Source organism: Dyadobacter sp. HNCC25DJ186, from assembly GCF_056895235.1.
The window spans coordinates 555,931-578,122 of record NZ_JBXHAS010000003.1; the positions used below are offsets into that span (position 1 = coordinate 555,931).

The 22,192-nt window shown below is 40.8% G+C and carries 21 protein-coding genes; 14 read left to right on the plus strand and 7 right to left on the minus strand.

Features of this window, described 5'->3' with window-relative positions; all coding sequences use genetic code 11:
• Positions 1-28 precede the first annotated feature (28 nt).
• On the plus strand, positions 29-709 hold the full coding sequence (gene aqpZ, locus AC1XUO_RS12125; RefSeq protein WP_483330059.1) for an aquaporin Z: 681 nt from the start codon (positions 29-31) through the stop codon (positions 707-709).
• A gap of 1 nt (position 710) precedes the next feature.
• Here the strand turns inward: aqpZ and AC1XUO_RS12130 are convergent, their stop codons facing one another.
• The gene (locus AC1XUO_RS12130; RefSeq protein ID WP_483330060.1) at positions 711-1,214 is read right to left on the minus strand and encodes a hypothetical protein; all 504 of its coding nucleotides are present in this window, start codon (positions 1,212-1,214) and stop codon (positions 711-713) included.
• 338 nt (positions 1,215-1,552) lie between these two features.
• Between AC1XUO_RS12130 and AC1XUO_RS12135 the strand changes: the two genes are divergently transcribed.
• The 5 genes from AC1XUO_RS12135 (at position 1,553) to AC1XUO_RS12155 (ending at position 8,938) form a co-directional block, all read left to right on the plus strand.
• A complete protein-coding gene (locus AC1XUO_RS12135) occupies positions 1,553-3,844 on the plus strand; it encodes a peptidylprolyl isomerase (RefSeq protein ID WP_483330061.1) in 2,292 nt (763 codons plus the stop codon).
• 97 nt (positions 3,845-3,941) lie between these two features.
• Positions 3,942-5,312, plus strand: coding sequence for a peptidylprolyl isomerase (locus AC1XUO_RS12140; protein WP_483330062.1), 1,371 nt, complete (start codon positions 3,942-3,944; stop codon positions 5,310-5,312).
• Positions 5,313-5,367: 55 nt separating this feature from the next.
• A complete protein-coding gene (locus AC1XUO_RS12145) occupies positions 5,368-6,330 on the plus strand; it encodes an AAA family ATPase (RefSeq protein WP_483330063.1) in 963 nt (320 codons plus the stop codon).
• 197 nt (positions 6,331-6,527) lie between these two features.
• Positions 6,528-8,120, plus strand: coding sequence for an aldehyde dehydrogenase (NADP(+)) (locus tag AC1XUO_RS12150; RefSeq protein ID WP_483330064.1), 1,593 nt, complete (start codon positions 6,528-6,530; stop codon positions 8,118-8,120).
• A 53-nt stretch (positions 8,121-8,173) separates the two neighbouring features.
• Positions 8,174-8,938: a DUF1835 domain-containing protein gene (locus AC1XUO_RS12155; protein WP_483330065.1), complete on the plus strand. Its 765-nt coding sequence runs from the start codon at positions 8,174-8,176 to the stop codon at positions 8,936-8,938.
• 98 nt (positions 8,939-9,036) lie between these two features.
• On the opposite strand, the gene truA is transcribed toward AC1XUO_RS12155, so the two are convergent.
• Positions 9,037-9,771 (minus strand): tRNA pseudouridine(38-40) synthase TruA, encoded by a 735-nt coding sequence (gene truA, locus AC1XUO_RS12160; RefSeq protein WP_483330066.1) that lies wholly within the window; start codon positions 9,769-9,771, stop codon positions 9,037-9,039.
• A 213-nt stretch (positions 9,772-9,984) separates the two neighbouring features.
• Between truA and AC1XUO_RS12165 the strand changes: the two genes are divergently transcribed.
• The 5 genes from AC1XUO_RS12165 (at position 9,985) to AC1XUO_RS12185 (ending at position 13,876) form a co-directional block, all read left to right on the plus strand.
• Entirely contained in the window at positions 9,985-11,658 is a 1,674-nt protein-coding gene (locus AC1XUO_RS12165; RefSeq protein ID WP_483330067.1) for a glutamine--tRNA ligase/YqeY domain fusion protein, read from the plus strand.
• Between the two features lie 177 nt (positions 11,659-11,835).
• On the plus strand, positions 11,836-12,195 hold the full coding sequence (locus tag AC1XUO_RS12170; protein WP_483330068.1) for a hypothetical protein: 360 nt from the start codon (positions 11,836-11,838) through the stop codon (positions 12,193-12,195).
• A gap of 113 nt (positions 12,196-12,308) precedes the next feature.
• The gene (locus AC1XUO_RS12175; RefSeq protein ID WP_483330069.1) at positions 12,309-12,833 is read left to right on the plus strand and encodes a ferritin; all 525 of its coding nucleotides are present in this window, start codon (positions 12,309-12,311) and stop codon (positions 12,831-12,833) included.
• A gap of 131 nt (positions 12,834-12,964) precedes the next feature.
• On the plus strand, positions 12,965-13,411 hold the full coding sequence (locus AC1XUO_RS12180; RefSeq protein WP_483330070.1) for a MarR family winged helix-turn-helix transcriptional regulator: 447 nt from the start codon (positions 12,965-12,967) through the stop codon (positions 13,409-13,411).
• A 27-nt stretch (positions 13,412-13,438) separates the two neighbouring features.
• Positions 13,439-13,876 (plus strand): organic hydroperoxide resistance protein, encoded by a 438-nt coding sequence (locus AC1XUO_RS12185; protein ID WP_483330071.1) that lies wholly within the window; start codon positions 13,439-13,441, stop codon positions 13,874-13,876.
• A 75-nt stretch (positions 13,877-13,951) separates the two neighbouring features.
• Here AC1XUO_RS12185 and AC1XUO_RS12190 read toward each other — a convergent pair whose 3' ends face one another.
• The 4 genes from AC1XUO_RS12190 to AC1XUO_RS12205 are packed head-to-tail and all read right to left on the minus strand — an operon-like array spanning position 13,952 to position 16,951.
• Positions 13,952-14,503: a GNAT family N-acetyltransferase gene (locus AC1XUO_RS12190; protein ID WP_483330072.1), complete on the minus strand. Its 552-nt coding sequence runs from the start codon at positions 14,501-14,503 to the stop codon at positions 13,952-13,954.
• A 13-nt stretch (positions 14,504-14,516) separates the two neighbouring features.
• Positions 14,517-14,999 (minus strand): GNAT family N-acetyltransferase, encoded by a 483-nt coding sequence (locus AC1XUO_RS12195; RefSeq protein WP_483330073.1) that lies wholly within the window; start codon positions 14,997-14,999, stop codon positions 14,517-14,519.
• A gap of 53 nt (positions 15,000-15,052) precedes the next feature.
• On the minus strand, positions 15,053-16,324 hold the full coding sequence (locus AC1XUO_RS12200; protein ID WP_483330074.1) for a chloride channel protein: 1,272 nt from the start codon (positions 16,322-16,324) through the stop codon (positions 15,053-15,055).
• 45 nt (positions 16,325-16,369) lie between these two features.
• Entirely contained in the window at positions 16,370-16,951 is a 582-nt protein-coding gene (locus tag AC1XUO_RS12205) for an HPP family protein (RefSeq protein ID WP_483330075.1), read from the minus strand.
• Between the two features lie 199 nt (positions 16,952-17,150).
• Here AC1XUO_RS12205 and AC1XUO_RS12210 point away from each other — a divergent pair, with 199 nt between their 5' ends.
• On the plus strand, positions 17,151-19,388 hold the full coding sequence (locus tag AC1XUO_RS12210; protein ID WP_483330076.1) for an FUSC family protein: 2,238 nt from the start codon (positions 17,151-17,153) through the stop codon (positions 19,386-19,388).
• Between the two features lie 3 nt (positions 19,389-19,391).
• Here AC1XUO_RS12210 and AC1XUO_RS12215 read toward each other — a convergent pair whose 3' ends face one another.
• Positions 19,392-20,570, minus strand: coding sequence for an MFS transporter (locus tag AC1XUO_RS12215; protein WP_483330077.1), 1,179 nt, complete (start codon positions 20,568-20,570; stop codon positions 19,392-19,394).
• Between the two features lie 424 nt (positions 20,571-20,994).
• Here AC1XUO_RS12215 and AC1XUO_RS12220 point away from each other — a divergent pair, with 424 nt between their 5' ends.
• Both AC1XUO_RS12220 and AC1XUO_RS12225 read left to right on the plus strand, forming a co-directional pair.
• On the plus strand, positions 20,995-21,195 hold the full coding sequence (locus tag AC1XUO_RS12220; protein ID WP_235151196.1) for a YwbE family protein: 201 nt from the start codon (positions 20,995-20,997) through the stop codon (positions 21,193-21,195).
• A gap of 8 nt (positions 21,196-21,203) precedes the next feature.
• Positions 21,204-22,064 carry a DMT family transporter gene (locus tag AC1XUO_RS12225; RefSeq protein ID WP_483330078.1) on the plus strand — a complete coding sequence of 287 codons (861 nt, stop codon included), beginning with the start codon at positions 21,204-21,206 and terminating at the stop codon, positions 22,062-22,064.
• Positions 22,065-22,192 lie beyond the last annotated feature (128 nt).

A 22,192-nucleotide genomic window follows, 5' to 3' on the forward strand; every position in this document is an offset into this window, starting at 1 on the left:
CTTATACACACAAAACATTTTTACACACATGAAAAAGTATGCAGCAGAATTTATCGGTACATTCTGGTTGGTTTTAGGTGGATGCGGCAGCGCGGCTTTATCCGCAGCGTTTCCGGAGGTAGGAATAGGTTTATTGGGCGTTTCTTTTGCTTTCGGTCTCACTGTTTTGACGATTGCCTATTCGCTCGGACACATTTCCGGTGCTCACCTTAATCCGGCAGTTTCCGTAGGTTTGTGGATAGGCGGCAGGTTTTCAGCAAAAGATTTATTGCCTTACATTATTGCCCAGATTTCCGGCGGTTTGGCAGCCGCTGCGATACTATCTGTCATTGTTACCGGAAACGGTAGTGCAATCGGCGACTTTGCGGCTAATGGTTATGGAGAACATTCTCCGGGCAAATACAGCATGGAAGCTGCTTTGCTCACAGAAATGGTGATGACTTTTATGTTTTTGATTATCATTCTCGGAGCAACGGACAAAAAGGCGTCAGGAGGATTTGCCGGCCTGGCAATCGGTTTAGCGCTAACGCTCATTCACCTGATTAGTATACCTGTTACCAATACCTCAGTAAATCCAGCGAGAAGTATCAGCCAGGCGATTTTTGTAGGCGGTTGGGCGATGGAACAGCTCTGGTTATTTATTGTCGCTCCAATAGCAGGCGCAATACTGGCTGGCATCGTTTATAACTTTCTTTCCAGCAAAGATTGATCTATGCGGCCAAGGAATTGGCTACATCATTTCTTTTGACAATTTCCAGTTTGGAAAGGATTTCATAGAACTCTGAAATCCTTTCCAAATGTTCGTCAATAACCCTTTTCGTCTCAGAATCAAGTTCGATAAATTTATAAAGAGAACGATAACTTTGCAATATCTTCTCTTCCGTATTTTTCAAAACGCCGGCGACTTCTTCTTTTTCTTCAAGATTCCGCAAAACCGCCACATTATCTGAATTGACTTGCACAGAGTTTATAAGTTCCTTATCATTCAGGAAACATTTGAAGTAATCATACATCCAAAGAATCTCCTTCTGAAAAAGTAAAGCACTGAAATGTCCCTGGGTCAGCATTTTCCTTAATGGCCCCATACTATCTTTTTTCAGTGCCTCAAGATACAGGACTTCCCTTCGCTTTTGTTCGTTCCACAATGCACTTATTCTTAGAACAAACTCATTTAATTTTGAATCTTCCATCACAGTATCTTTCGTCAGTTTCATTGAAGAGATCTTGTACAAAGTTCATGCCCGAGCAGTGACAACTCTTGTAGAAGTATTACTATTATTCAATAAGCTATATAGATTACTCTTTTTCTTATAAATACTCCTTTTGACACACTTGTCATTTTTATCGCGTATCTTGATTGTGTAGTCAATTTTGCACAGAAACATTTCTCAACTGCTTGCCCTGGAACACCAAAACCTATGCCAGAAGTCCATAATTTTTATACTTTGATGAAAGGAACTAACTTTGTCACTAATACAATATTTGAGACTTAATAAAGTTAGATTAAAATCTACATGGGACGACCATCCCAGATTTACGAATTGTGTAATTTATGTTTAAATACTCTTTGATGTTTTCACTGCTTCCGGCAGTTATATTTAGTTCTTGTAAATCCTCAGCTCCTAAAACAAATCCAGTTTCTGAAGCTTCTGCTCTTATCGAGATTGGAAATGAAAAATTCTCTGCTACCGATTTTCTTGATTCATACGCGAAAAATAAATTTTCCACTGACTCAACAAAAGAGCTAACGCCTGAGGAATATTTACCCGTTTATAAAGATTTAAAAATCAAAATCTTAGAAGCTAAAACAGAAGGCAGGGACACAACAAACGACTATAAGCAAGAGATCAGTTCATATTATGACCAGTTAGCAAAAAATTTCCTTGTAAATAAAGATTTGGTTGAAAAGCTTTCAACGGAGGCCTATGCCAGGTTAAAACAAGAAGTCAGCGCATCTCATATTCTTATTGCAGTACCTGAAGATGCTTCTCCCGCAGATACACTTGAAGCCTACCGTGCAGCGCTTGCTATGCGCGGCAGACTTGAAGAAGGATCCGATTTTGGAGATATGGCTGCAAAATTCTCAAAAGATCCTTCGGCTACAAAAAATAAAGGAGATTTGGGGTATTTTACTGCTTTTCAAACAGTTTATCCATTTGAAAGTGCTGCATATACGATCCCTGTCGGGAAATTATCACAGCCAGTGCGCAGCAAAACTGGCTATCATATTATAAAAGTACAAGATCGTCGTCCTAGTCGCGGCATGGTTCGCGTTGCTCATATTATGGTCCGGGTTGACGCCAATGCCACAGAATCTCAAAAATCGGCTGCAAAAAATAAGATTGATGACGCCTACAAGAAACTACAAAATGGTGAGGAATGGGATCATGTGACAGAAGCTTATTCGGATGATAAACAATCAAGCAAGAATCATGGCCTTCTTCCTCCCTTTGGAACCGGGCAAATGGACCCTCTTTTCGAAGAGACTGCTTATTCTCTGACAAAACTTAATACATACGCAGCACCGGTTTTAACTACCTATGGGTGGCATATTATAAAGTTAGTTGATAAAAAGAATCTGGATTCTTACAGTGTGATGGCTCCTTCACTTCGTCAGAAAGTGGTGACCGACTCGCGTGGAAAAGTTATTGAACAGTCGACTGCCAAAAGACTTCGGGAGAAATATGTAATTCAGGAATTCGCTGACCAATTTGCTTTGTTATCACCTTTGGTAGACAGCACTTTAATTTCAGCAAAGTGGGACTATTTGAAAGCTGTATCTACAGACTGGGCTGCAAATACATTATTCAACATTGAGAAAAGACCTTACGATGCACTGACCTTTTTGAATTATGTTAAATCACAGCAAAAACCACGTCCAAAAGGATCCTCACCGGAAGTTATTTTCAAGAGATTCTATAACGATTACCTGACAAACTGTCTTTTCGAATATGAAAAAGAACATTTGGAAGAAAGTTATCCTGAATTTAAAGCACAGATCAGTGAGATACGTGAAGGCGTTTTATTGTCTCAGTTGCTGGAAGAAAATGTGCTTGCGCGGTCACTCACAGATTCGACCGGGCAGCGAAATTATTACGAGAAGAACATTTCTCATTTCCGGTTTCCTGAACGTGCCTTTGCTACCATTGCAACGGCACCGGACACTGCGACACTAAATGCAATTAAAAGGACCCTGGCAAAAAGCCCTTATCCTCTTGAAAGAAAAGCAAACGAATTGATTTTTAAAGAAGGTATAAGCGAGGTATCAAAAGAACAGACAGAAAAACTTTTTGATGTCTATGTCATTTTACAAAAAAATCCGGATTACGTCGTTGAAATTGCCGGGTATCGTTCCGGGTCAGAATCCGAATCAACATCTGCGGACAGAATCAAAAATGTTGTGAAATATCTAAATTCCAAAAATATTTCTATCATCAGAATATTAGAGAAAGATTATGGCTCTTTCCGGCAATCGGTGGAACCTGAACGAGACAGACGCATCAGTTTCCAGTTTTACAGTACTTCAAAAAAAGATGTTGAGAAAGCTTATAATTCTGAAACACCAGATGCCGTTATTATCCAGGAAGGTTATTTCCCGAAAGATAATGCCCTTTTAAGCCAGGCCAAGTGGGAAATCGGAGAACAGACCATAACGGTAAATGGAATTTCCTACTGGGTACAAATCCAGAAAATCGAGCCTGCAAGGCCAAAAACTTTTTCCGAAGCACGTGGAGGTGTCATCAATGAATATCAGAAATTACTGGAAAAACAGTGGATGGAAAAGCTTCAGCAGAAATTTCCGGTCAAAGTGAATGAACAAGAATTAGAAAAAATTAAGCGTTAAACGTAAATTAGCATTTTGAACTGCGGTTGTGTTTATAATTTAACCTGCTGCCTGCCAAATAAACCCTACGAATACAACTTAGGAACAACCAAAATATATGAAAATAAATAAATTAATTGTACTTCAATTATTTGCAATCTGCACTTTCTGTTTCAGTCTGACCAGTTTCGGACAAGGGCAATCTGGTGTGGTGCTCGACAAAATTATTGCCCGTGTGGATAACCACTATATACTGAGTTCCGAGCTGGAAGAAATGTATAACAGTTATGCTGCCAATGGACAGAAAGCGCCGGAAAAATGTCAGATCCTGGAATCACTTATTATCAATAAAATGCTTTTGGCCAAAGCTGAAATTGACTCGGTAACAGTTGAAGACAAAGATGTAGACAATGAGCTTGACGGAAAGATGAGTTATATGATCCAGCGGTTTGGCTCAGAAAAAAACCTTGTTGAAGCTTACGGAAAAAGTGTTGACAACCTGAAAACAGAACTTCGTACGCAGGTTAAAGAACAAAAAATAGTTGAAAAAATGCAGCGCACGATTTCAGGTAATGTAACAATTACACCGAGTGATGTTCGTAAGTTTTTTAATGCTATTCCAAAAGACAGCCTTCCGTACATTCCATCGGAAGTCGAAATCGGGCATATCGTCCGTTTAGGAACCGTTACCAGAGAGCAAAAAGACAAACTAAGAACTCAACTACAAGAGCTCAAAGAGCGTGCCGAAAAAGGTGAAGACTTTGCCATGCTTGCAACAATTTATTCAGAAGATGTTGGATCTGCAAAAAATGGCGGAGATTTGGGTTTTGCAAAACGTGGAGCCATGGTTCCGGAATTCGAAGGAGCGGCACTTGGTTTGAAACCTGGCGAAATGTCTTCTATCATTGAATCCCAATTTGGTTTTCACTTAATTAAACTGATCGAAACACGTGGTGCTGAATATCATGCACGCCATATTTTGTTGAGACCGGATTACAATAAGGGAACAGATGTAACAAGCGCGGTGCGCGTTTTAGACAGCTTACGTGTACTGATCAAATCGGATACCCTGAAATTTGCGAAGGCAGCTCTGGATAACTCAGAAGATAAAGAAACGGCTGAAACCGGTGGCATTATCCAGGACAGAAACACTGGACTGGGACGCCTGACCTTAGATGCTTCGATGGACCCCGCCCTGTACTTCGCCATTGATACGATGAAAGTTGGAGACCTTAGTGTTCCGGTTTCATACCGTACCGAAGACGGCAGAAGCGCGATGCGGATCCTTTGGTATAAGAGTAAATCTGAACCTCATACTGCTAACCTGCGTGATGATTACGAAAAAATTTCTCAAATTGTATTGAGTAACAAACGTAACCACGCCCTGGAAGACTGGTTCAAAAAAGCACAGGGTGACGTATTTATCAGTGTAGAACCAGAATATAAAAACTGTAAAATACTGGGTTTAGCCACCGGGAACGATAGTTAATACGTTTCCCACAAGAAATAGTTGTCGTAATTTAGATTTCCAAAATTGACTCACTGTGAATTATAAATCAGACGTTGAAGCAGCCGAGGCTATGAAAGTAGCCTACGAAAAAATCCGCAGTGAAATAGGACAGGTGATTATTGGACAGGATGAGGTTATCAAACGGTTACTAACAGCTATTTTTTGTCAGGGTCACTGCTTACTGGTTGGTGTGCCGGGTCTTGCAAAAACTTTATTGATCCAGACGATCGCTTCTTCTCTGGATTTGAAATTCAACAGGATTCAGTTCACACCCGATTTGATGCCTTCGGATATTCTTGGCTCTGAAACATTGGATCAGAATAGAAACTTCAAATTTATCCAGGGGCCTATTTTTGCCAATATCATTCTTGCTGATGAAATAAACCGTACGCCGCCAAAAACACAGTCAGCACTTTTGGAAGCGATGCAGGAATATTCTGTGACGATCGCGGGACAGAAACATATTTTGTCAAGACCGTTTTTTGTTTTGGCCACGCAAAACCCTATTGAACAGGAAGGTACTTATCCGTTGCCGGAAGCGCAGTTAGACCGGTTTATGTTTATGATCCAGCTGGATTATCCATCGTATGCGGAAGAAGTAACGATTGTAAAAAACACAACCAACGACGTAAGATACCAGGTAAGAGAAGTGATCAGTGCGGAAGAAATTATGGATTTTCAACATCTAGTTCGCCGCGTACCTGTGACTGACCATGTGATCGAATATGCCGTGAAACTGGTTCATAAAACACGGCCTTCCTCCGGACTTGCCAACAAAGACACAGCAGATTATCTTGAATGGGGTGCAGGACCGAGAGCATCGCAGTCGCTGATTTTGGCAGCTAAATGTAATGCCCTGTTATCAGGGAAATATTCGCCCGACATTGAAGATGTAAAGGCTGTGGCACTTCCTGTGCTGCGCCACAGAATTATCAGAAACTTTAAAGCAGAAGCAGAAGGCATATCGGTTGATGATATCATTGCCCGTCTTTTGTAATTATTATAAATGCATTTAAAAATTTGCGTTGATCCGTTCGGGATATCGGCGCAAATTTTTGCTTTTACGACATATCTAAAATTATTCGACTAGTTTTTAATAAGTCAGAAATAGAGTTTTCCGGTATAATATTAGTAGTCTTAATTTTTAAAAAGGATTTATCAAATCCAAATCTCCACCTTAACACCAGAAATTCGATGATGGACATTTCAGGAAAAAATTTTATTGGTTACTCTCGCTCATCAGAAAACGGACATACCTTCAAATCATACGTTCCGGCTCAAAATATAGAACTTCCGGAAACATTTCACACCGCCACGCAGGACGAAGTGGCCCGAACGATGGAACTTGCGAGAAAAGCATTTAATGAATATTCGCTTATTTCAGCTTCCAAAAGAGCAGATTTCCTAATGGCGATAACAGAAGAAATCTTGGCCATTGGAGATCAGTTGCTGGAACGTGCACATCTTGAAACAGGATTACCAATTGCCCGTTTGCAAGGTGAGTGTGCACGCACGATCAACCAAATCACTCAATTTGCTGAGCTAATCCGTGAAGGATCCTGGGTCGAAGCGAGTATTGATACTGCCATTCCTGATCGTGCTCCGGTTCCAAAATCTGACCTCCGGAAAATGCTCATTCCCATTGGGCCGATTATCGTTTTTGGTTCCAGCAATTTTCCCTTCGCCTATTCTGTTGCAGGTGTTGATACCGGTCCTGCCCTTGCAGCCGGAAATCCGGTGGTAGTCAAAGCGCATGCTGCCCATCCGGGCGTAAGCGATCTGACAGCTCAGGCCATCATTAAGGCGGCGCAAAGAACCGGAATGCCGGAAGGTGTCTTTTCGATGTTGTATGATGACGGTTATGAAGTTGGCGCGGCGCTGGTTAAACATCCTGCCAGCAAGGCTGTTGGATTTACAGGCTCTATAAAAGGCGGAATGGCGCTTTACAAAATGGCTCAGGAGCGGGATGAACCAATTTCTGTTTTTGCTGAAATGGGAAGTGTCAATCCTATCGTAATTTTGCCCGATTATCTTAAAAAAAATACGAAGGATTTAGCCAAAACTTTGGCGGGATCAGTCACCCTGGGCGCTGGTCAGTTTTGTACAAACCCCGGTTTGGTATTTGTTATCGAATCCGATTCACTCAACGAGTTTGCAGAATCATATAAAAAAGAAATTTTAAATGTCGCTCCGGCAACGATGCTGACCGAGGGTATCAGAAAGAATTTTTATAAACTTCGGGATGAATTAGTGGCTGAGTCCGGCGTTACTGAGCTGGCATTTTCTGCAATTGAGTCAGATCAGGAAAACCAGTCTCAGGCTTCTGTGGCCCGGGTTAGTGGAAAAGATTTCATTGCCAATCCCAAAATTCATGAAGAGGTTTTCGGGCCGTTTTCATTACTCGTTGTTTGTGAAAACTACGAGCAATTATTATCCGCCATATCACATTTAAAAGGACAGCTTACCGCATCACTTATGGCAGACGCACAGGAAACTCTAAAATATCCTGCCCTGGTACAGATCTTATCGCAAATATGCGGACGTTTCATCATGAATGGTGTCCCGACTGGCGTTGAGGTTTGCCCATCCATGCATCATGGCGGCCCTTTTCCATCTGCCACCGATGCGCGGTTCACTTCCGTTGGCCGTCATTCCATTTTACGTTTCGTTCGTCCGCAGTCCTATCAGGATTGGGACGATTCTCTTTTACCAGACGAACTAAAGAACGCCAACCCACTCGGCATTTTCAGACTGGTTAATAATGAAACGACAAAACGAGAAATATAAAACGTAGCTTTGGCTTCTTCCGGATTTCGGGAGAAGCCTTTTTTCTTTACCCAATGAACTCAGACAAAACTTTTCATATCCTTAACGGTGATGCTCTGCTGGACAATTTTCCGGCTGAACTATTAACTGGCGAAATTATCGTAGCGAGGGAGTGCCTTGTTGACGGGCCTGTTGCAGGCGAAAACTTTCAGGAATTTGCGGAAACGAGGGCCAATTTTATTCATCAGGAATATGGTGAAGACAAGCAGGCTTATTTTGAAGAAATTATACCGGAGTTCAACAAGATTCAGGCTATTCCTGTGGATTCGGAAGTTAACTTCTGGTTTGAAGACGACTTGTTTTGCCAGGTAAATTTATGGTTTTGCGTCTCGCTGCTCATGCCGGTGGCGCATACTTTGAAAGTATATATTATCAAACCAATCATTATTGACAATCAACCTGACTGGCGTGGATTTGGGATAATGGATAATCACATGCTGGCAGACGCCTATTTGCATAAGCATTTGCTAAATATGGACGATCTTAATCTGTTAAGCAATTTGTGGACGGCGTTTAAAAATAATGACAGTGAAGCTTTGGATAATTTGGGTAAAATAAATTCCGATAATTTTCCATTTCTGAATCTGGTCATTCAGGCGCAGTTGGATCGAAGTAATAACCGGCCGGAAAAAGTTTTGAACGAAATTATCAAAGAGAAAGAGACCACCGACTTCAATACCATTTTCAGGGAGTTTAGTAAACGGGAAGGTATCTATGGTTTTGGAGACTGGCAGGTAGAGAAAATGCTTGAAAGGATTAAAGGTGACAACAGTCAATAGCTAATTCGAAAAAGTAGATATTTGAAAAGTCAACAGGTAAGAGGCAATTTTTCTGTTGACTTTTCTTTTATAAAGTCGAAATAAAACATCAGTTGTAGTCAGGCAGGATATCCGACTTCTACCAAAAAAAGGCCTTGTGCAGGCGCCTGTGCCCCGGCCTTGCTCCTATCCTGCGCCAGAATTATTTTTTCAAAGTCCTCAATACTTCTTTTCCCAACACCGACTTCCAGTAAAGTACCAACCAGCCCTCTGACCATTCCCCGCAAAAACCGGTTTGCTTTAATGCTAAAAATCAGAATACCGTCCTTTTCAAACCATTCTGCTACGGTAATATCACAAAGGAAATTATTGACTTGTGTATGGATCTTACTGAAACTCTCAAAATTTTTATAAACCAAAAGCAAAGCAGCTGCCTTATTCATTTTTTCAATATCCAGCGGTTTATGAAAAATATGAGATCCGTCACTGAGAAATGGATTTTTCCGTTTAATTATCCGGTATTCATAACGCCTGTGCGTAGCGTCGAAACGGGAATGCGCAGTGTCCTCCACACGAAAAATACGGTGCACTGCGATATCAAAAGGCAATCGGCTATTAAGCCTGTAAGTGATCAAATCAGTATCTTTCATCTCATTTGAGATGTCAAAATGAGCATATTGCTGTTCCGCATGCACGCCTGTATCGGTCCTGCTGCTACCTACGGTTTCTATTGTTTCTCTGAGAATAAGTGTTAAAGCTTCATCCAGCAGTTGCTGAACAGAAATAGCATTATTCTGCCGTTGCCAACCGCTGTATTTCGTACCCTTATAACTGAATTCTATAAAATAACGCATGGCACAAAAGTACAACAAAGTACGGAACGGCGTTTGACAGTTCACGGAATTAAAGATTTAGCCGCTACCTTATGCGAATATGCAGTCGATTTGTAAGCAATATTATAGCAATTTTGACTTTTTTTTATGATTTTAAACAGCTCCTCCATAAAATATTTCGGGGTTGGCTTGAAGAACGTTAACTTTACAAATTGAAATTATTTCCAGTACTGTATGATTACGGAAGAAAAGAAAGAAGAAAAAAGCCTGAATTTTATTGAAGAGATTATTGAGGCAGACCTGAAAGCAGGGAAGTACACGGAAATCGTGACGCGTTTTCCGCCTGAACCTAACGGGTATCTGCACATTGGTCATGCTTCCAGTATTTGTTTGAACTTTGGGTTAACTAAAAAATTTCCGGGTTATACCAACCTGCGTTTTGACGATACCAACCCAACCACTGAAGATACGGAATACGTTGAAAGTATTAAAAACGATATCCGCTGGATGGGTTTCGAATGGGAAAATGAGCTTTATGCTTCTGACTATTTCGATACTTTATATGGTTATGCGATTCAGCTGATCCATAAAGGACTGGCGTACGTTGATGATTCCACGTCCGAAGAAATCGCGACGCTGAAAGGTACTCCTACCCAGCCAGGAAAAGACAGTCCTTACAGAAACCGGTCTGTCGAAGAAAACCGACTGCTTTTTGAGCAGATGAAAAATGGAACGTTTCCGGATGGAAGCCGTACCCTACGGGCAAAAATAGATATGGGGCATCAAAATATGTTGATGCGTGATCCTATTTTGTACCGTATCAAACATGCACATCACCATCGTACGGGAGATAAATGGTGCATCTATCCAATGTATGATTTTGCTCACGGACAGAGCGACGCGATTGAAAATGTAACCCATTCGATCTGTACACTGGAATTTGTTCCGCATCGTGAATTATACGACTGGCTTATTGAGCAGCTCGGCATTTACCCTTCGCATCAATACGAATTTGCGCGCCGGAATCTGAACTATACTGTGACGAGCAAGAGAAAATTATTGCAGCTTGTGCAGGAAGGTCATGTTAACGGCTGGGATGATCCGCGGATGCCAACCATCAGCGGATTGCGCAGACGCGGTTATACACCTTTCAGTATCCGTGATTTTTGTGATCGCATCGGCGTTGCCAAACGTGAAAATATGATCGATGTAGGGTTGCTTGAATTCTGTGTGCGTGAGGATCTGAATAAAACTTCTCTTCGCAGAATGGTAGTTTTGGATCCTTTGAAAGTAGTTATCAACAATTTCCCCGAAGAGCTTTCAGAAACTTGTGTGAGTGAAAACAATCCGGAAGACATTGCTGCAGGTATGCGCGAAATACTCTTTACACGGGAGATTTTCATCGAGCGGGAAGATTTCATGGAAGTTCCGTCTAAAAAATATTTCCGTCTGGCGCCAGGTAAAATGGTCCGTCTGAAAGGCGCTTACATTATCCAGGCAGAGTCAGTCGTGAAAGATGAAAACGGAGAAGTGACCGAAGTACATTGTACCTATATTGAAAACAGCAAAAGTGGTCAGGATACGACCGGCATCAATGTAAAAGGAACGCTTCACTGGGTTTCCGCAAAACATGGTGTTCCGGTTGAAGTGCGTTTGTACGACCGATTATTTTCGGTAGAAAATGTATCTTCTGAGGAAGGTGATTTTAAAGATTACATTAATCCTGAATCGCTGAATATCATCACAGGATATGCGGAACCTGCTTTGCGGGAAGCAAAACCAGGAGAATCGTTCCAGTTTTTACGTAAAGGATATTTTGCGGCAGACCCGGATGGAACATTTGAAAAACCAGTTTTCAACCGCACGGTAACTTTACGCGATAACTGGGCAAAGGCCGGGGATAAGTAAAATGCCTTTGGCTTTTAGGATCTACGGAAATAACATCTAAAAGAAGCGTCGTTTGCCGGAAAAGGCAGACGACGTTTCTTTTAAAAAAACACTCCATATAATTAGATTGGTTTTAAATAACTCTTGCATCGTTAAAATTTACCCTTTATCTTTGTCATAGATTCAGTGTTATTTAAAATGCCAGTTACAGTGAAGCATCCGAATGAATTGTTCAGTACCTCCAAAGGTTATAGTTTCCAGTGTGATAAAACTTCACGAATTGTGGTTCATTTTGGGGAAATGATTGCTTCATTTCGTATCCATGATTTCCTTAACTTCCGCCGTTTTGTAAATAATATTGATATTAAAAGCCGCTTGTTTGATCTGTCGGACGAGTCTGATTTTGAATTCGTAGAAGCTCCGCAACTTAATATCAATCAGAAACTTACACTTTGTGAATTGATTCAATTACGTGATCTTGTCAACGGAACACACTTCGCAATTGAGTTGAATTCCCTGCTTCATAACATTCTCTACGTAGAACAAGAATTAGTCTAAATAGCTGATTCCCTTCATATTAGACCAATTCCAAATTTACCTGTTCTCATTGCATTGATGAACTTTCGTATGATATTTGTGCTTATTACCTCAAAAGATAAACACTAATTACCATGAGAGATCTACTTAGAGCACGTACTTCTTTAAAAGAAGAGATAGAAATATTATTAAATAATCAGGTGAAGATGGAAGCAGAAGCATCAGCGAAATATCTGGCTATGGCTTCCTGGTGTGACCGTAATGGTTTTAAAAACAGCGCAGCTTATTTCCTTAAACAATCTGAGGAAGAACGCGGGCACATGTTGAAAATTTTCAATTACATTATGACCGTGGGCGGAACGGCTATTTCTCCTGAGGTCCCTGCTGTGAAACAAGAATTTGCTTCTTTCAGAAGTGTATTTGAAGCAGCACTTCAAAGTGAAATCAGTGTGACACAATCCATCAACAGAATTGTTACGCAGAGCCGTCGTGAGGAAGATTATGCCACAGAAAACCTTATGCAATGGTTTGTGAACGAACAAATTGAAGAAGAAGATAACGCGCGTCGTGCGGTCGAACTTTTTGATGTGATTGGTGAAGAAGGAACTGGTCGTTACCACATTGATAAGGCGATACTTAAAATTAGCTCAGAAAACTAATTTATAGATTTTTTAAAAGAAAAGGCTGTGTCACAAGACGCAGCCTTTTTTTGTGTATTTCCAAAAATAAATAACAAAACACTTGCAATTAAATTGTATACAATTTAATCTTACACAATTGATTATATGCTATGGAACTGTTAAAATTATCTAATCAACTTTGTTTTCCGCTGTATGCGTTGTCAAGGAAAATTACAAGCCATTACCTTCCGCTGCTTGAAAAATTAGGACTTACCTATCCTCAGTATCTGGTGATGCTTGTGCTGTGGGAAGAAAACGGAGTTTCTGTTAAAGAGCTGGGATATAAGCTGATGCTTAATTCAGGTACGCTTTCGCCGTTGTTAAAAAAACTGGAAGACCGGGAATTGATTACACGTAAAAGGCTGAAAGAGGACGAGCGTGTTGTGATAATTTCACTGACAGAAATGGGTGAGAAACTTAAAGAAAGAGGAGCAGAAATTCCTGAGCAAATAAAGTGCAGTCTCGAACTTACCGATAAAGAACTTCGTGATATGAGAGCGCTGGCGACAGGATTGCTCGACAAGATCAATAAAATTGAAGCTGTTCATAACAATTAATCATAACTAACTTAAACCTGAACAAAAATGATCAAAGCAATATATACCACCGCTGCAACGGCAACGGGTGGAAGAAATGGAAAAGTAGTTTCCGAAGATGGTATTTTAGATCTGGAAGTTCGTATTCCAAAAGAAATGGGCGGAGCTAACAACAATTATACAAACCCTGAGCAATTATTTGCAGCCGGATATGCAGCCTGTTTCGACAGTGCACTGAATCTGGTTATTCAGAGAAGTAAAATAAAAACCGGAACCACGTCTGTGACTGCGCATGTAGGTATCGGAAAGAATGAGGCCGATGGTTTTGGGTTGGTGGTGACGCTTGAAGCGAATATTCCGGGAGTTGAACAATCGGTTGCCGACGATCTGATCGCCAAAGCACATGAAGTTTGCCCTTATTCCAACGCAACACGTGGAAATGTTGAGGTAACTTTAAAAACTACAACAGAAGAAATTTCAGCCTAAAATAAATGTTCTTTGCCAAAAAGAGCCGTTTGCATCTCGTAAACGGCTCTTTTTTGTTTTATTATAACAAAATTATTATCTGGGCGACAGCAATGAGTAAATTTCAACGTCCTGAAATTTATCGTTAAAATAACTATGTTCCCTGATATATGCCTCCTTCGCAAATCCATGTTTCAAAACCAGCTCAGAGGAAGCGCTATTTTCCGGATGAATAATTGCTTCGATGCTATTCAAACGCATTTTTTCGAATCCGAACCTAATAACTTCTTTAATCGCTTCGTTCATAAATCCCTTGTTCCAATGTACCGGATCAAGCGAATATCCGATTTCGGCACGGTAATTTTCCTTGTTGATTCTCGGATAACCCACGGTTCCAAGCATTTTGCTTTCTCCTTTCAAGGACATTGCCCAGGTAATACTAATTCCCTGCTCAAACAAAAATTCATAGTTTCTGACAAGCTCTTCCGCCTCTCTTCTCGACTGAAGTATAGGTCTGTTGATATATTTCATAACCTCAGGGTTACTTCTCTGCTGAAACATTTCATCAACGTCATCGATCGATATCGCCCGCATAACAAGTCGTTCAGTTTCTAAAACCGGAAATTTTTCAAAGTTTAGAATGAGCATAGAAAATTTCTGTTTACAATTTTCTGAACATGATGTATGCATCGACGAAGCCCAGTTCCTGGTGCTCAAAACCCTCTGGAATGGTACCAATAATCTCAAATCCGTGTTTTTGCCAAAGTTTCACGGCAACTTTATTGGTACTTACGACAAGGTTAAATTGCATCCCTTTAAATCCAAAACGCGTCGCTTCAGCTAGAGAATGTTCGCAAAGTAAATTTCCGATTCCCCTGCCCTGCGCTTTCGGATGAACCATATAGGAAGCATTCGCAATGTGTGAGCCAAGATCCACCTGATTTGGCTTGATCACATAAGTACCAAGAATCTCTTCATTTTCCTCCAAAACATACGTTTCCATATTGGTCGAGAACCAATATTTTTCCAAGTCTTCTTTGGGAGTATCCGGCGCATAAACGTAGGTATCACCTGTCTGAATTACTGCAGTAAAAATTTCCCAGATTTCATGACGGTCCTGATCTATTGCTTTTCTGATATGCATAATCTGTATTTTAATATTAAATGAAAAATTCCCGCTCTCACTGCCCTTGTAAGTTACACGGATGCTTTATAAGTATAGACCGTAAATGGAAAAATAAATTGTGCCACCAACCACGAGACGAGTGATGCAATTACAATAGGTACAAATAAAATATAATTATCGGCTATCGCGCATACCAAAAAAATGGAAGTTAAAGGCGCATGAATGCTTCCGCTCAACACCGCAGCCATACCAATAATGATAAAATTCAGCGCAATCAGGTTCAGATGAAAAAAGTAGTTTAGCGTCAACGCAGTAATCAAACCTAAAAATGCTCCGATAAATAAACTTGGAGCAAAAACTCCTCCATCTCCACCTGCGCCGAGTGTTACAGAAGTTGCAATTGGTTTTAAAAACAGGACAATTACAAAAGGTAAAAGGATGTATAAGTCGGACGACTGTGTGATAGAAGTCAGGCTTTTTATTCCTGCATATCCCTCTCCGTAAAGACTCGGAAAGAAAAACACCAGCGTCGATATGATCAGAGAGCCAGCAATGATTTTTAAGTAATCGTTTTGAAGAGAACCGAAAAACTTCTTACAAAAAAGGACGCATTTGGTCAAAAACACAGAGTTAAATCCAGCCAGAACACCAAGTAGAATGAAATAGGGCAAAGCCTCATTTTTCCAGCCTGTGACGTTAAAACTAAAAACTTTTTCGTAAAAGAAATATCTTGTCAACAGGTAAGAAGTGAAGATTGCTGTAGCCAAAGCAGCCAAATGCGTTTTGTTCCGCTTTCTTGTAAAAACCTCAAAAGCAAACATAAATCCAGCAATCGGTGCGTTAAACAAAGCCGTGATACCAGCCGCCAAACCTGCGCATACAAGATCCGTCCTGTATTTATTCAGGTGTGCTACTTTGTGACTGGATAAGGCACCGATGGAAGCGGTCGCTACCACCGTCGAAACTTCAATACCCGTTGAGCCTCCAAAAATTACGGTCAAAAATCCATTGAAATAATGCGAAGGAATTTTATAGGCAGGTAATGTTTTCCCTCCTTTATTGATAGAATCAAGCACTTCCTTGATTCCTTTGTTCGGTTTATTCCTAAACAAAAAATGTCTCAGAATATGAATGGTTGTGAACCCGATGAAGGGAAGAAGAAATATCAGATACTGGTTTTCAGACAATCTATGCAAGAAATCATGCTCATAATGTTCGGTGATAACTTTTAATGTATCCGCCACAATAGCCGAAAAAATACCAGTTACAGCCGCAGCGGCCAAAACAGTTAGGGTCCTTCTGGCTTTTTTCTGCCGGTAGGATGAAGTTGAACTCGTATTCATAAAATTCAGATTCTTGTAAAACCAATTATTGAAGTGAGTGGTAAATTATCTGTACCTGCGCTGCCAGATCTTATACCAATTTTTATTTTTGGGGTAGGAACGGTGAGAAGTCATATTGTTAACGATCAACGCAACAAACAGCAAAATTAAAACGCCTGATAAAACAGGACTAAGAACATAAAAATAGCCAAGGCTTGTCACTTTTGCTGAACCGATATTGGCAATAAGCGCCGTAGCACCACCGGGCGGGTGAAGTGTCTTGGTGATCTGCATCATCACAATGGAAAGCGAGACCGCGAAAGCAGAGGAAAGCCAGATTTCGTTGGGAATAATATAGTGGACCGTGACACCCACCAAGGCACAAATGACATGCCCTCCTACCAAATTTCGGGGCTGTGCCAGAGGGCTGTTGACAATGCCATAAATAAGAACAGAAGAGGCCCCAAAAGAACCGATCAGGAATAAATTGTCGCTTTGGGTGAAAGCGTTCTGATTTAAAAGTCCAATTAAACCAATGCCTGCAAATGATCCGATGAAAGTCCAGAAATGATCCTTGAAATCAATCAGTGTTTCTTTGTAAATCACGTAACGTGCAATTCTGGCATGTTTTCTTATACGTTTTCTCAAAACCGATATAGTATATTTTTAAAAAGTACAGCTAATTATAACCTTGATATAACCTTTATCGTTCGGCTAAATTCTATAAATTTTTATAATTGATCAAGTGCCTGTACAAACCGGAAACATTAATTCTGCTCAGGTATCGTTTTTGTCAAACATAAGTTTGATATTGGAAGTATAGAATGAGTAACAGTTCCGTTTTTGCATGAATTACCTAAATGAGTTTAGAAAATTTATTTCCAGCCATTACCTCTATACGGGCGTCAGGCTCACATTAGGGGCAGTAATTCCTTGCCTGATCTTCCATCATTATGGTATTTTAAGTGACCTGATCGCATTCCCTCTTGGCACGTTGCTGATTGGAACAACCGACAATCCCGGTCCGTTACATCGTAGAAGAAATTCCCTGATGATTGCGATCGTTACCTGTTTTGTCGTCGCTTGCATCACCGGATTTCTTCGGGATATACCCTTTCTCGCGTTCGTTGAAATTATAATATTCGGAATGTTCTTCTCGCTGGTTGGGGTTTACGGAAACCGCGCCAACAGCGTGGGACTTATCGCGCTTTTGGTTTTTGTTTTCAATATTGACAACCACATGAGCGGCGATGCGGTGCTGAGAAACGCGCTGATTTTTTCGGCTGGCGGGGTCTGGTACTTGATTTTATTTCTGGTTTTACAAAAGATCCGACCTTACAAACTGATCCAACAGCTTCTCGGTGAAAATTTTGTAGAGCTTGGAAAACTGCTCTCAGTTAAGGCTGGCTACTATTTTGCCAAACCCGACTACGATGAATTATTCAACCAGATGATTCAGCAGCAGGTTATTCTTCGCGAGAACCATGAAACGCTTCGGGAAATATTATTTAAAACACGCCAGATCGTATCAGAATCTACCAATACCAGCCGGATATTGATGCTAATGTTTCTGGATAGCGTGGATCTGATGGAGCGGATCCTCAACTCCCAGCAAAATTATTCAAACCTTCACAGAGCATTTGATCATTCAAAAATTCTGCGTTTGTTTGGTACCTATATCACCTGGCTTGCCGCTGAACTTGAACAAATCGGTTTGTCCGTGCAAAGTGGTTTTCCTTCAAAACCGAGACATGATCTCGACGAAGCTTTCAACAAATGTCAGCGAACATTTGACAGCATCAGGGAAAGGAGTATGACGCATGAAAATGTGGAAGACTTTATTATGCTGCGGCAAATCCTGAACAGTTTGCAGGACATTACCGAACGCGTAAAAAAACTTCACCGTGCGACCCGTTACGATTCTGAGCTCAGTAAGGAGTATAATATCAATGTCGATATTGACGATTTTACGACAAAACAGGAATACAGCCCCAGAATTTTACTGGATAATTTGTCTCTCAAATCCAGTAATTTCCGGCATGCGCTCCGGGTAACGCTGGCATTGATGATCGGATTTTTAGTATCATTATTTTTCAGTTTTGGCCACGGTTACTGGATATTACTGACGATTGTCACAATCATGAAACCTGCATTCAGCATTACCAAACAGCGGAATCTGTATAGGATCGCAGGGACAATCGTGGGCGCTTTTGCTGGTTTTTTAACGCTTTATCTGATCCGGGATAATACTGTAATTTTTGTGATCATGATGCTTGCGATGATTTCAGCTTACAGTTTTTTGAAAATAAATTATTTTATCGCATCCATCGGCATTACTTTATATGTTTTGTTATGGTTCAATTTTCTAAATCCTGAACATATCACGGCCGTATTACAGGACAGGGTAATTGATACCATAATTGGCTCCATTATCGCCTTTTTCGTTTCTTCATATGTGCTTCCGGTCTGGGAACATACGCAGATCAACCAGTATATGAAAGCGGCGCTGGATGCAAACAGAAAGTATTTTGATAACGTATCATTGATTTTTACCGGCGTGTCGATGGACATCAATGAACTGAAACTGCACCGCAAAGATGCCATTATTGCGATGGCTAACCTGTCAGATAATTTTCAGCGCATGCTCTCCGAACCCAAAAAACAGCAGGTAAAAATGGAGGAGCATCACCAGTTTGTGGCAACGAGCCACATGCTGACTTCTTACATTGCATCGCTATCAACCTATGCGCAAACCGTTGGACATACCTACCTTTCTGATGAGTTTAAACCGATGATCCGGCAAATTGACCGGCAGTTTGAATCGGCCATTCAGATTATTGATAAAGAAGAAAATGCCAGTGTTGACATCATCAAGGAATCACTTCCGCAGAATCAAAAACTTCTGGCGCTGCTTGCTGCCCGTAAAAAGGAATTAAAAGAAATGGGAATTGAAAAATCAGCCCAGTCGCCTGCGCGGAAAGCATTATCCGATTTTAAAACCATTAACGGTTTGTTCGAACTTATCAGTACGATCACCATTGATGAAATTAAAATCCTTCAAAAAATTACGATCGGCAAAGTGTAGGCACTATGCGGGCTGCAATTCGACCACTTCCTCTTTGTTTTGCCTTGAATGAAACATCAGTACCAGAGAAACCAACACCCCGCCAAAAGCCATGCTCGCTCCTACCCATTCAGGCGAATTATAACCCAAACCCGCAGCGATTGGCAACCCGCCAAGGTAAGCACCCAGGGCATTACCAATATTAAAACTGGCCTGACTTACCGAAGCAGCCAGCATTTCTGCTCCTTTTGCGGTATTGATCATCAACATTTGTAAAGGTGAAAGCATCGCGAAAGCAATGGCACCGGTGATAAATGTGAAGATCAGTGTAAGAATCTGGTTGCTGGAAACGAAGTAAACAGTGGTTAACGAAAGAACCATAGCAAGTAACAATGCCGCGGAAGTGTAAAGCGGCGAAAAGCGATCGGCTAATCTTCCTCCGATAAAATTTCCTACGACCATTCCCAAACCTGCCAAAACCAGAATATACATGATTGAATCTTCGTTGAAACCGCCAACTTCGGTCAATAATGGTGCGATGTAACTATACCAGGAAAAGAATCCGCCTGTACCAATAGCAATTACCAAAACAATCAGCCAGGCATCCAACCTCGTAAAAAATTTCAACTCGCTCATCAGCCCTTTTGTATTGGTTACTGACAATGTTGGCATCCATAATTTGATACTTGTTGTCGTCAATAAACCGATTACCCCGACAATCATAAAGGTGATCCGCCAGCTGATATGATGGCCGATGAAAGTCCCCAACGGAACGCCGATCAAATTGGCAATGGTTAGTCCCGCAAACATCAGCGATACTGATCTGGCTTCCTTTCCCTGATCCGCCAAACGACCAGCCACCACGGCGCCTACTCCGAAAAATGCCCCGTGCGGCATTCCTGAGAAAAATCTTGATAGAAGTAAAAGCTCGTAGCTAGGAGCAAAAGCAGATAATGTATTGAATACAGTGAATAAACACATCAATAGCAACAAAATATTTTTTGGGGGCTTACTTCCTGTGAACCCGATCAATAACGGAGCACCAACAACAACACCCAGTGCATAGGCTGAAACCAAATGCCCGGCTTCCGGTATGGTGATCTGTAAAGATTTTGCGATATCAGGCAGAATTCCCATGATAACAAATTCTGTCATCCCGATGCCAAAACCACCCAGTGTAAGTGTAAGTATACTCTTTTTCATAATTTCATCCGACGTACTGTTCTCTTTTACAATCTTGGTTAAATCAAATTTCAGAAAATGCGTCAAAACTAAGTTTAAAACTTCCCCTGATTTAATCGTTCAACTGTAAACAGAAAATTACTTTTCCCAGCAAAGTAACGCTACGTATTAAAAATGTGTTCAATTCGAACCAATGAATGATTATGGAAATTAAAATTGATTTAAACATTTAAAGATCAGATAAGATTTATTCTATTAAAATAAATTTACAGAAAGCAGTATGGAGTAAAACAATTCGTGTTCGGTGAAATAACCTAGTTGAAATTATGGAAATAATACAAATTTATAATCTTAAATAAATGAACTTAGGATTGAATTATGCTTCTGCCCCTAATTATCTTACTTTTGGAAAAAATTTCGATTTTGTCAGTAAAATATTGAATTCATGAATGAACTATCAGGCACGGAAAGGAGCAATATTCATCCCGGACTCGCAGTTTCCATCGTTCTAAAACAGGACCAACGTACAGGAAAATTGACAAAAGGTATTGTAAAAGACATTCTGACGAGTGCACCCAAACATACGCATGGCATAAAAGTCAGGCTGGCCACCGGTGAAGTGGGACGGGTAAAAATTATCGGATAGATTCTGTTATGCTCAACCCACGGATCAGTCTTCTCATTGGTGTTATCGCGATCAGTATCTTCCCCGTTTTGGTAAAATGGGCACCAGTCTCTGGAATTTCTTCGGCTTTTTACAGAATGTTTATCGCAGTTGTTTTTCTTCTGCCGTATGTTCTTTTCAAAAAACAACTACAAAAACCTGATCAGGCCTTATGGCTGCCCGTTTTCATCTGCGGGATTTTATTTGGCAGTGATATCGCAATATGGAATTTATCCATCCATTATTCCAATGCAACCCAAGCCACATTACTGACCAATTTATCGCCGGTCTGGGTTGGAATTGGCTCTGCAATATTTTTAAATGATCGTCCGGGAAAGCAGTTCTGGATTGGGACAATCGTGGCACTTTCAGGTATGATCATCCTGATGGGACCGGAAACTTTCATGCAAATGCGTTTCGACAAAGGTTTTCTGATGGCGGTAACCTCCGGATTGCTATATGCCACTTATATGATCGTCAGTAAAAGGGTATTGAACCGGCTGAATATCGTAAGTTTCATGACTTACAGCATGGCAGTTTCCAGTATTTACCTGCTCATAATTTGTCTGGCAACAGGCGAGCCCTTATGGAATTTCAATCCGGTCATCTGGAGTGTTCTCAGTATACAAGGGTTAATATGCCAATTACTCGGCTGGTTAACAATCAGTTATGCTGTACAAAAACTGGACGCACAACGCGTATCACTAAGTCTGCTAAGCCAATCCATTGTCACAGGTCTGCTGGCCTGGATTTTTATCAACGAAAAAGTTTCCTTTCAAATGATCATCGGCGGAATCATCATTCTGGCAGGAATCGGAATCACTTTTGTAAAGAAAAAAGCCTATTCCTAATCATAACGGCCATCGCGTCCATTGCGAAAACCTATTGCGTCCATTGCGGTTAAACAACAGATTCACAAGTATATTCCGCCACAAGCGTCTTTATTAAAATTATCGTCAAGTTTTTGACAAAAATTTAT

Coding starts and splice junctions, on each gene's coding strand:
- aqpZ (WP_483330059.1), top strand. CDS start 29: ATGAAAAAGTATGCAGCAGAATTTATCGGTACATTCTGGTTGGTTTTA.
- AC1XUO_RS12130 (WP_483330060.1), bottom strand. CDS start 1,214: ATGAAACTGACGAAAGATACTGTGATGGAAGATTCAAAATTAAATGAG.
- AC1XUO_RS12135 (WP_483330061.1), top strand. CDS start 1,553: ATGTTTAAATACTCTTTGATGTTTTCACTGCTTCCGGCAGTTATATTT.
- AC1XUO_RS12140 (WP_483330062.1), top strand. CDS start 3,942: ATGAAAATAAATAAATTAATTGTACTTCAATTATTTGCAATCTGCACT.
- AC1XUO_RS12150 (WP_483330064.1), top strand. CDS start 6,528: ATGATGGACATTTCAGGAAAAAATTTTATTGGTTACTCTCGCTCATCA.
- AC1XUO_RS12155 (WP_483330065.1), top strand. CDS start 8,174: ATGAACTCAGACAAAACTTTTCATATCCTTAACGGTGATGCTCTGCTG.
- truA (WP_483330066.1), bottom strand. CDS start 9,771: ATGCGTTATTTTATAGAATTCAGTTATAAGGGTACGAAATACAGCGGT.
- AC1XUO_RS12165 (WP_483330067.1), top strand. CDS start 9,985: ATGATTACGGAAGAAAAGAAAGAAGAAAAAAGCCTGAATTTTATTGAA.
- AC1XUO_RS12170 (WP_483330068.1), top strand. CDS start 11,836: ATGCCAGTTACAGTGAAGCATCCGAATGAATTGTTCAGTACCTCCAAA.
- AC1XUO_RS12175 (WP_483330069.1), top strand. CDS start 12,309: ATGAGAGATCTACTTAGAGCACGTACTTCTTTAAAAGAAGAGATAGAA.
- AC1XUO_RS12180 (WP_483330070.1), top strand. CDS start 12,965: ATGGAACTGTTAAAATTATCTAATCAACTTTGTTTTCCGCTGTATGCG.
- AC1XUO_RS12185 (WP_483330071.1), top strand. CDS start 13,439: ATGATCAAAGCAATATATACCACCGCTGCAACGGCAACGGGTGGAAGA.
- AC1XUO_RS12190 (WP_483330072.1), bottom strand. CDS start 14,503: ATGCTCATTCTAAACTTTGAAAAATTTCCGGTTTTAGAAACTGAACGA.
- AC1XUO_RS12195 (WP_483330073.1), bottom strand. CDS start 14,999: ATGCATATCAGAAAAGCAATAGATCAGGACCGTCATGAAATCTGGGAA.
- AC1XUO_RS12200 (WP_483330074.1), bottom strand. CDS start 16,324: ATGAATACGAGTTCAACTTCATCCTACCGGCAGAAAAAAGCCAGAAGG.
- AC1XUO_RS12210 (WP_483330076.1), top strand. CDS start 17,151: ATGAATTACCTAAATGAGTTTAGAAAATTTATTTCCAGCCATTACCTC.
- AC1XUO_RS12215 (WP_483330077.1), bottom strand. CDS start 20,570: ATGAAAAAGAGTATACTTACACTTACACTGGGTGGTTTTGGCATCGGG.
- AC1XUO_RS12220 (WP_235151196.1), top strand. CDS start 20,995: ATGAATGAACTATCAGGCACGGAAAGGAGCAATATTCATCCCGGACTC.
- AC1XUO_RS12225 (WP_483330078.1), top strand. CDS start 21,204: ATGCTCAACCCACGGATCAGTCTTCTCATTGGTGTTATCGCGATCAGT.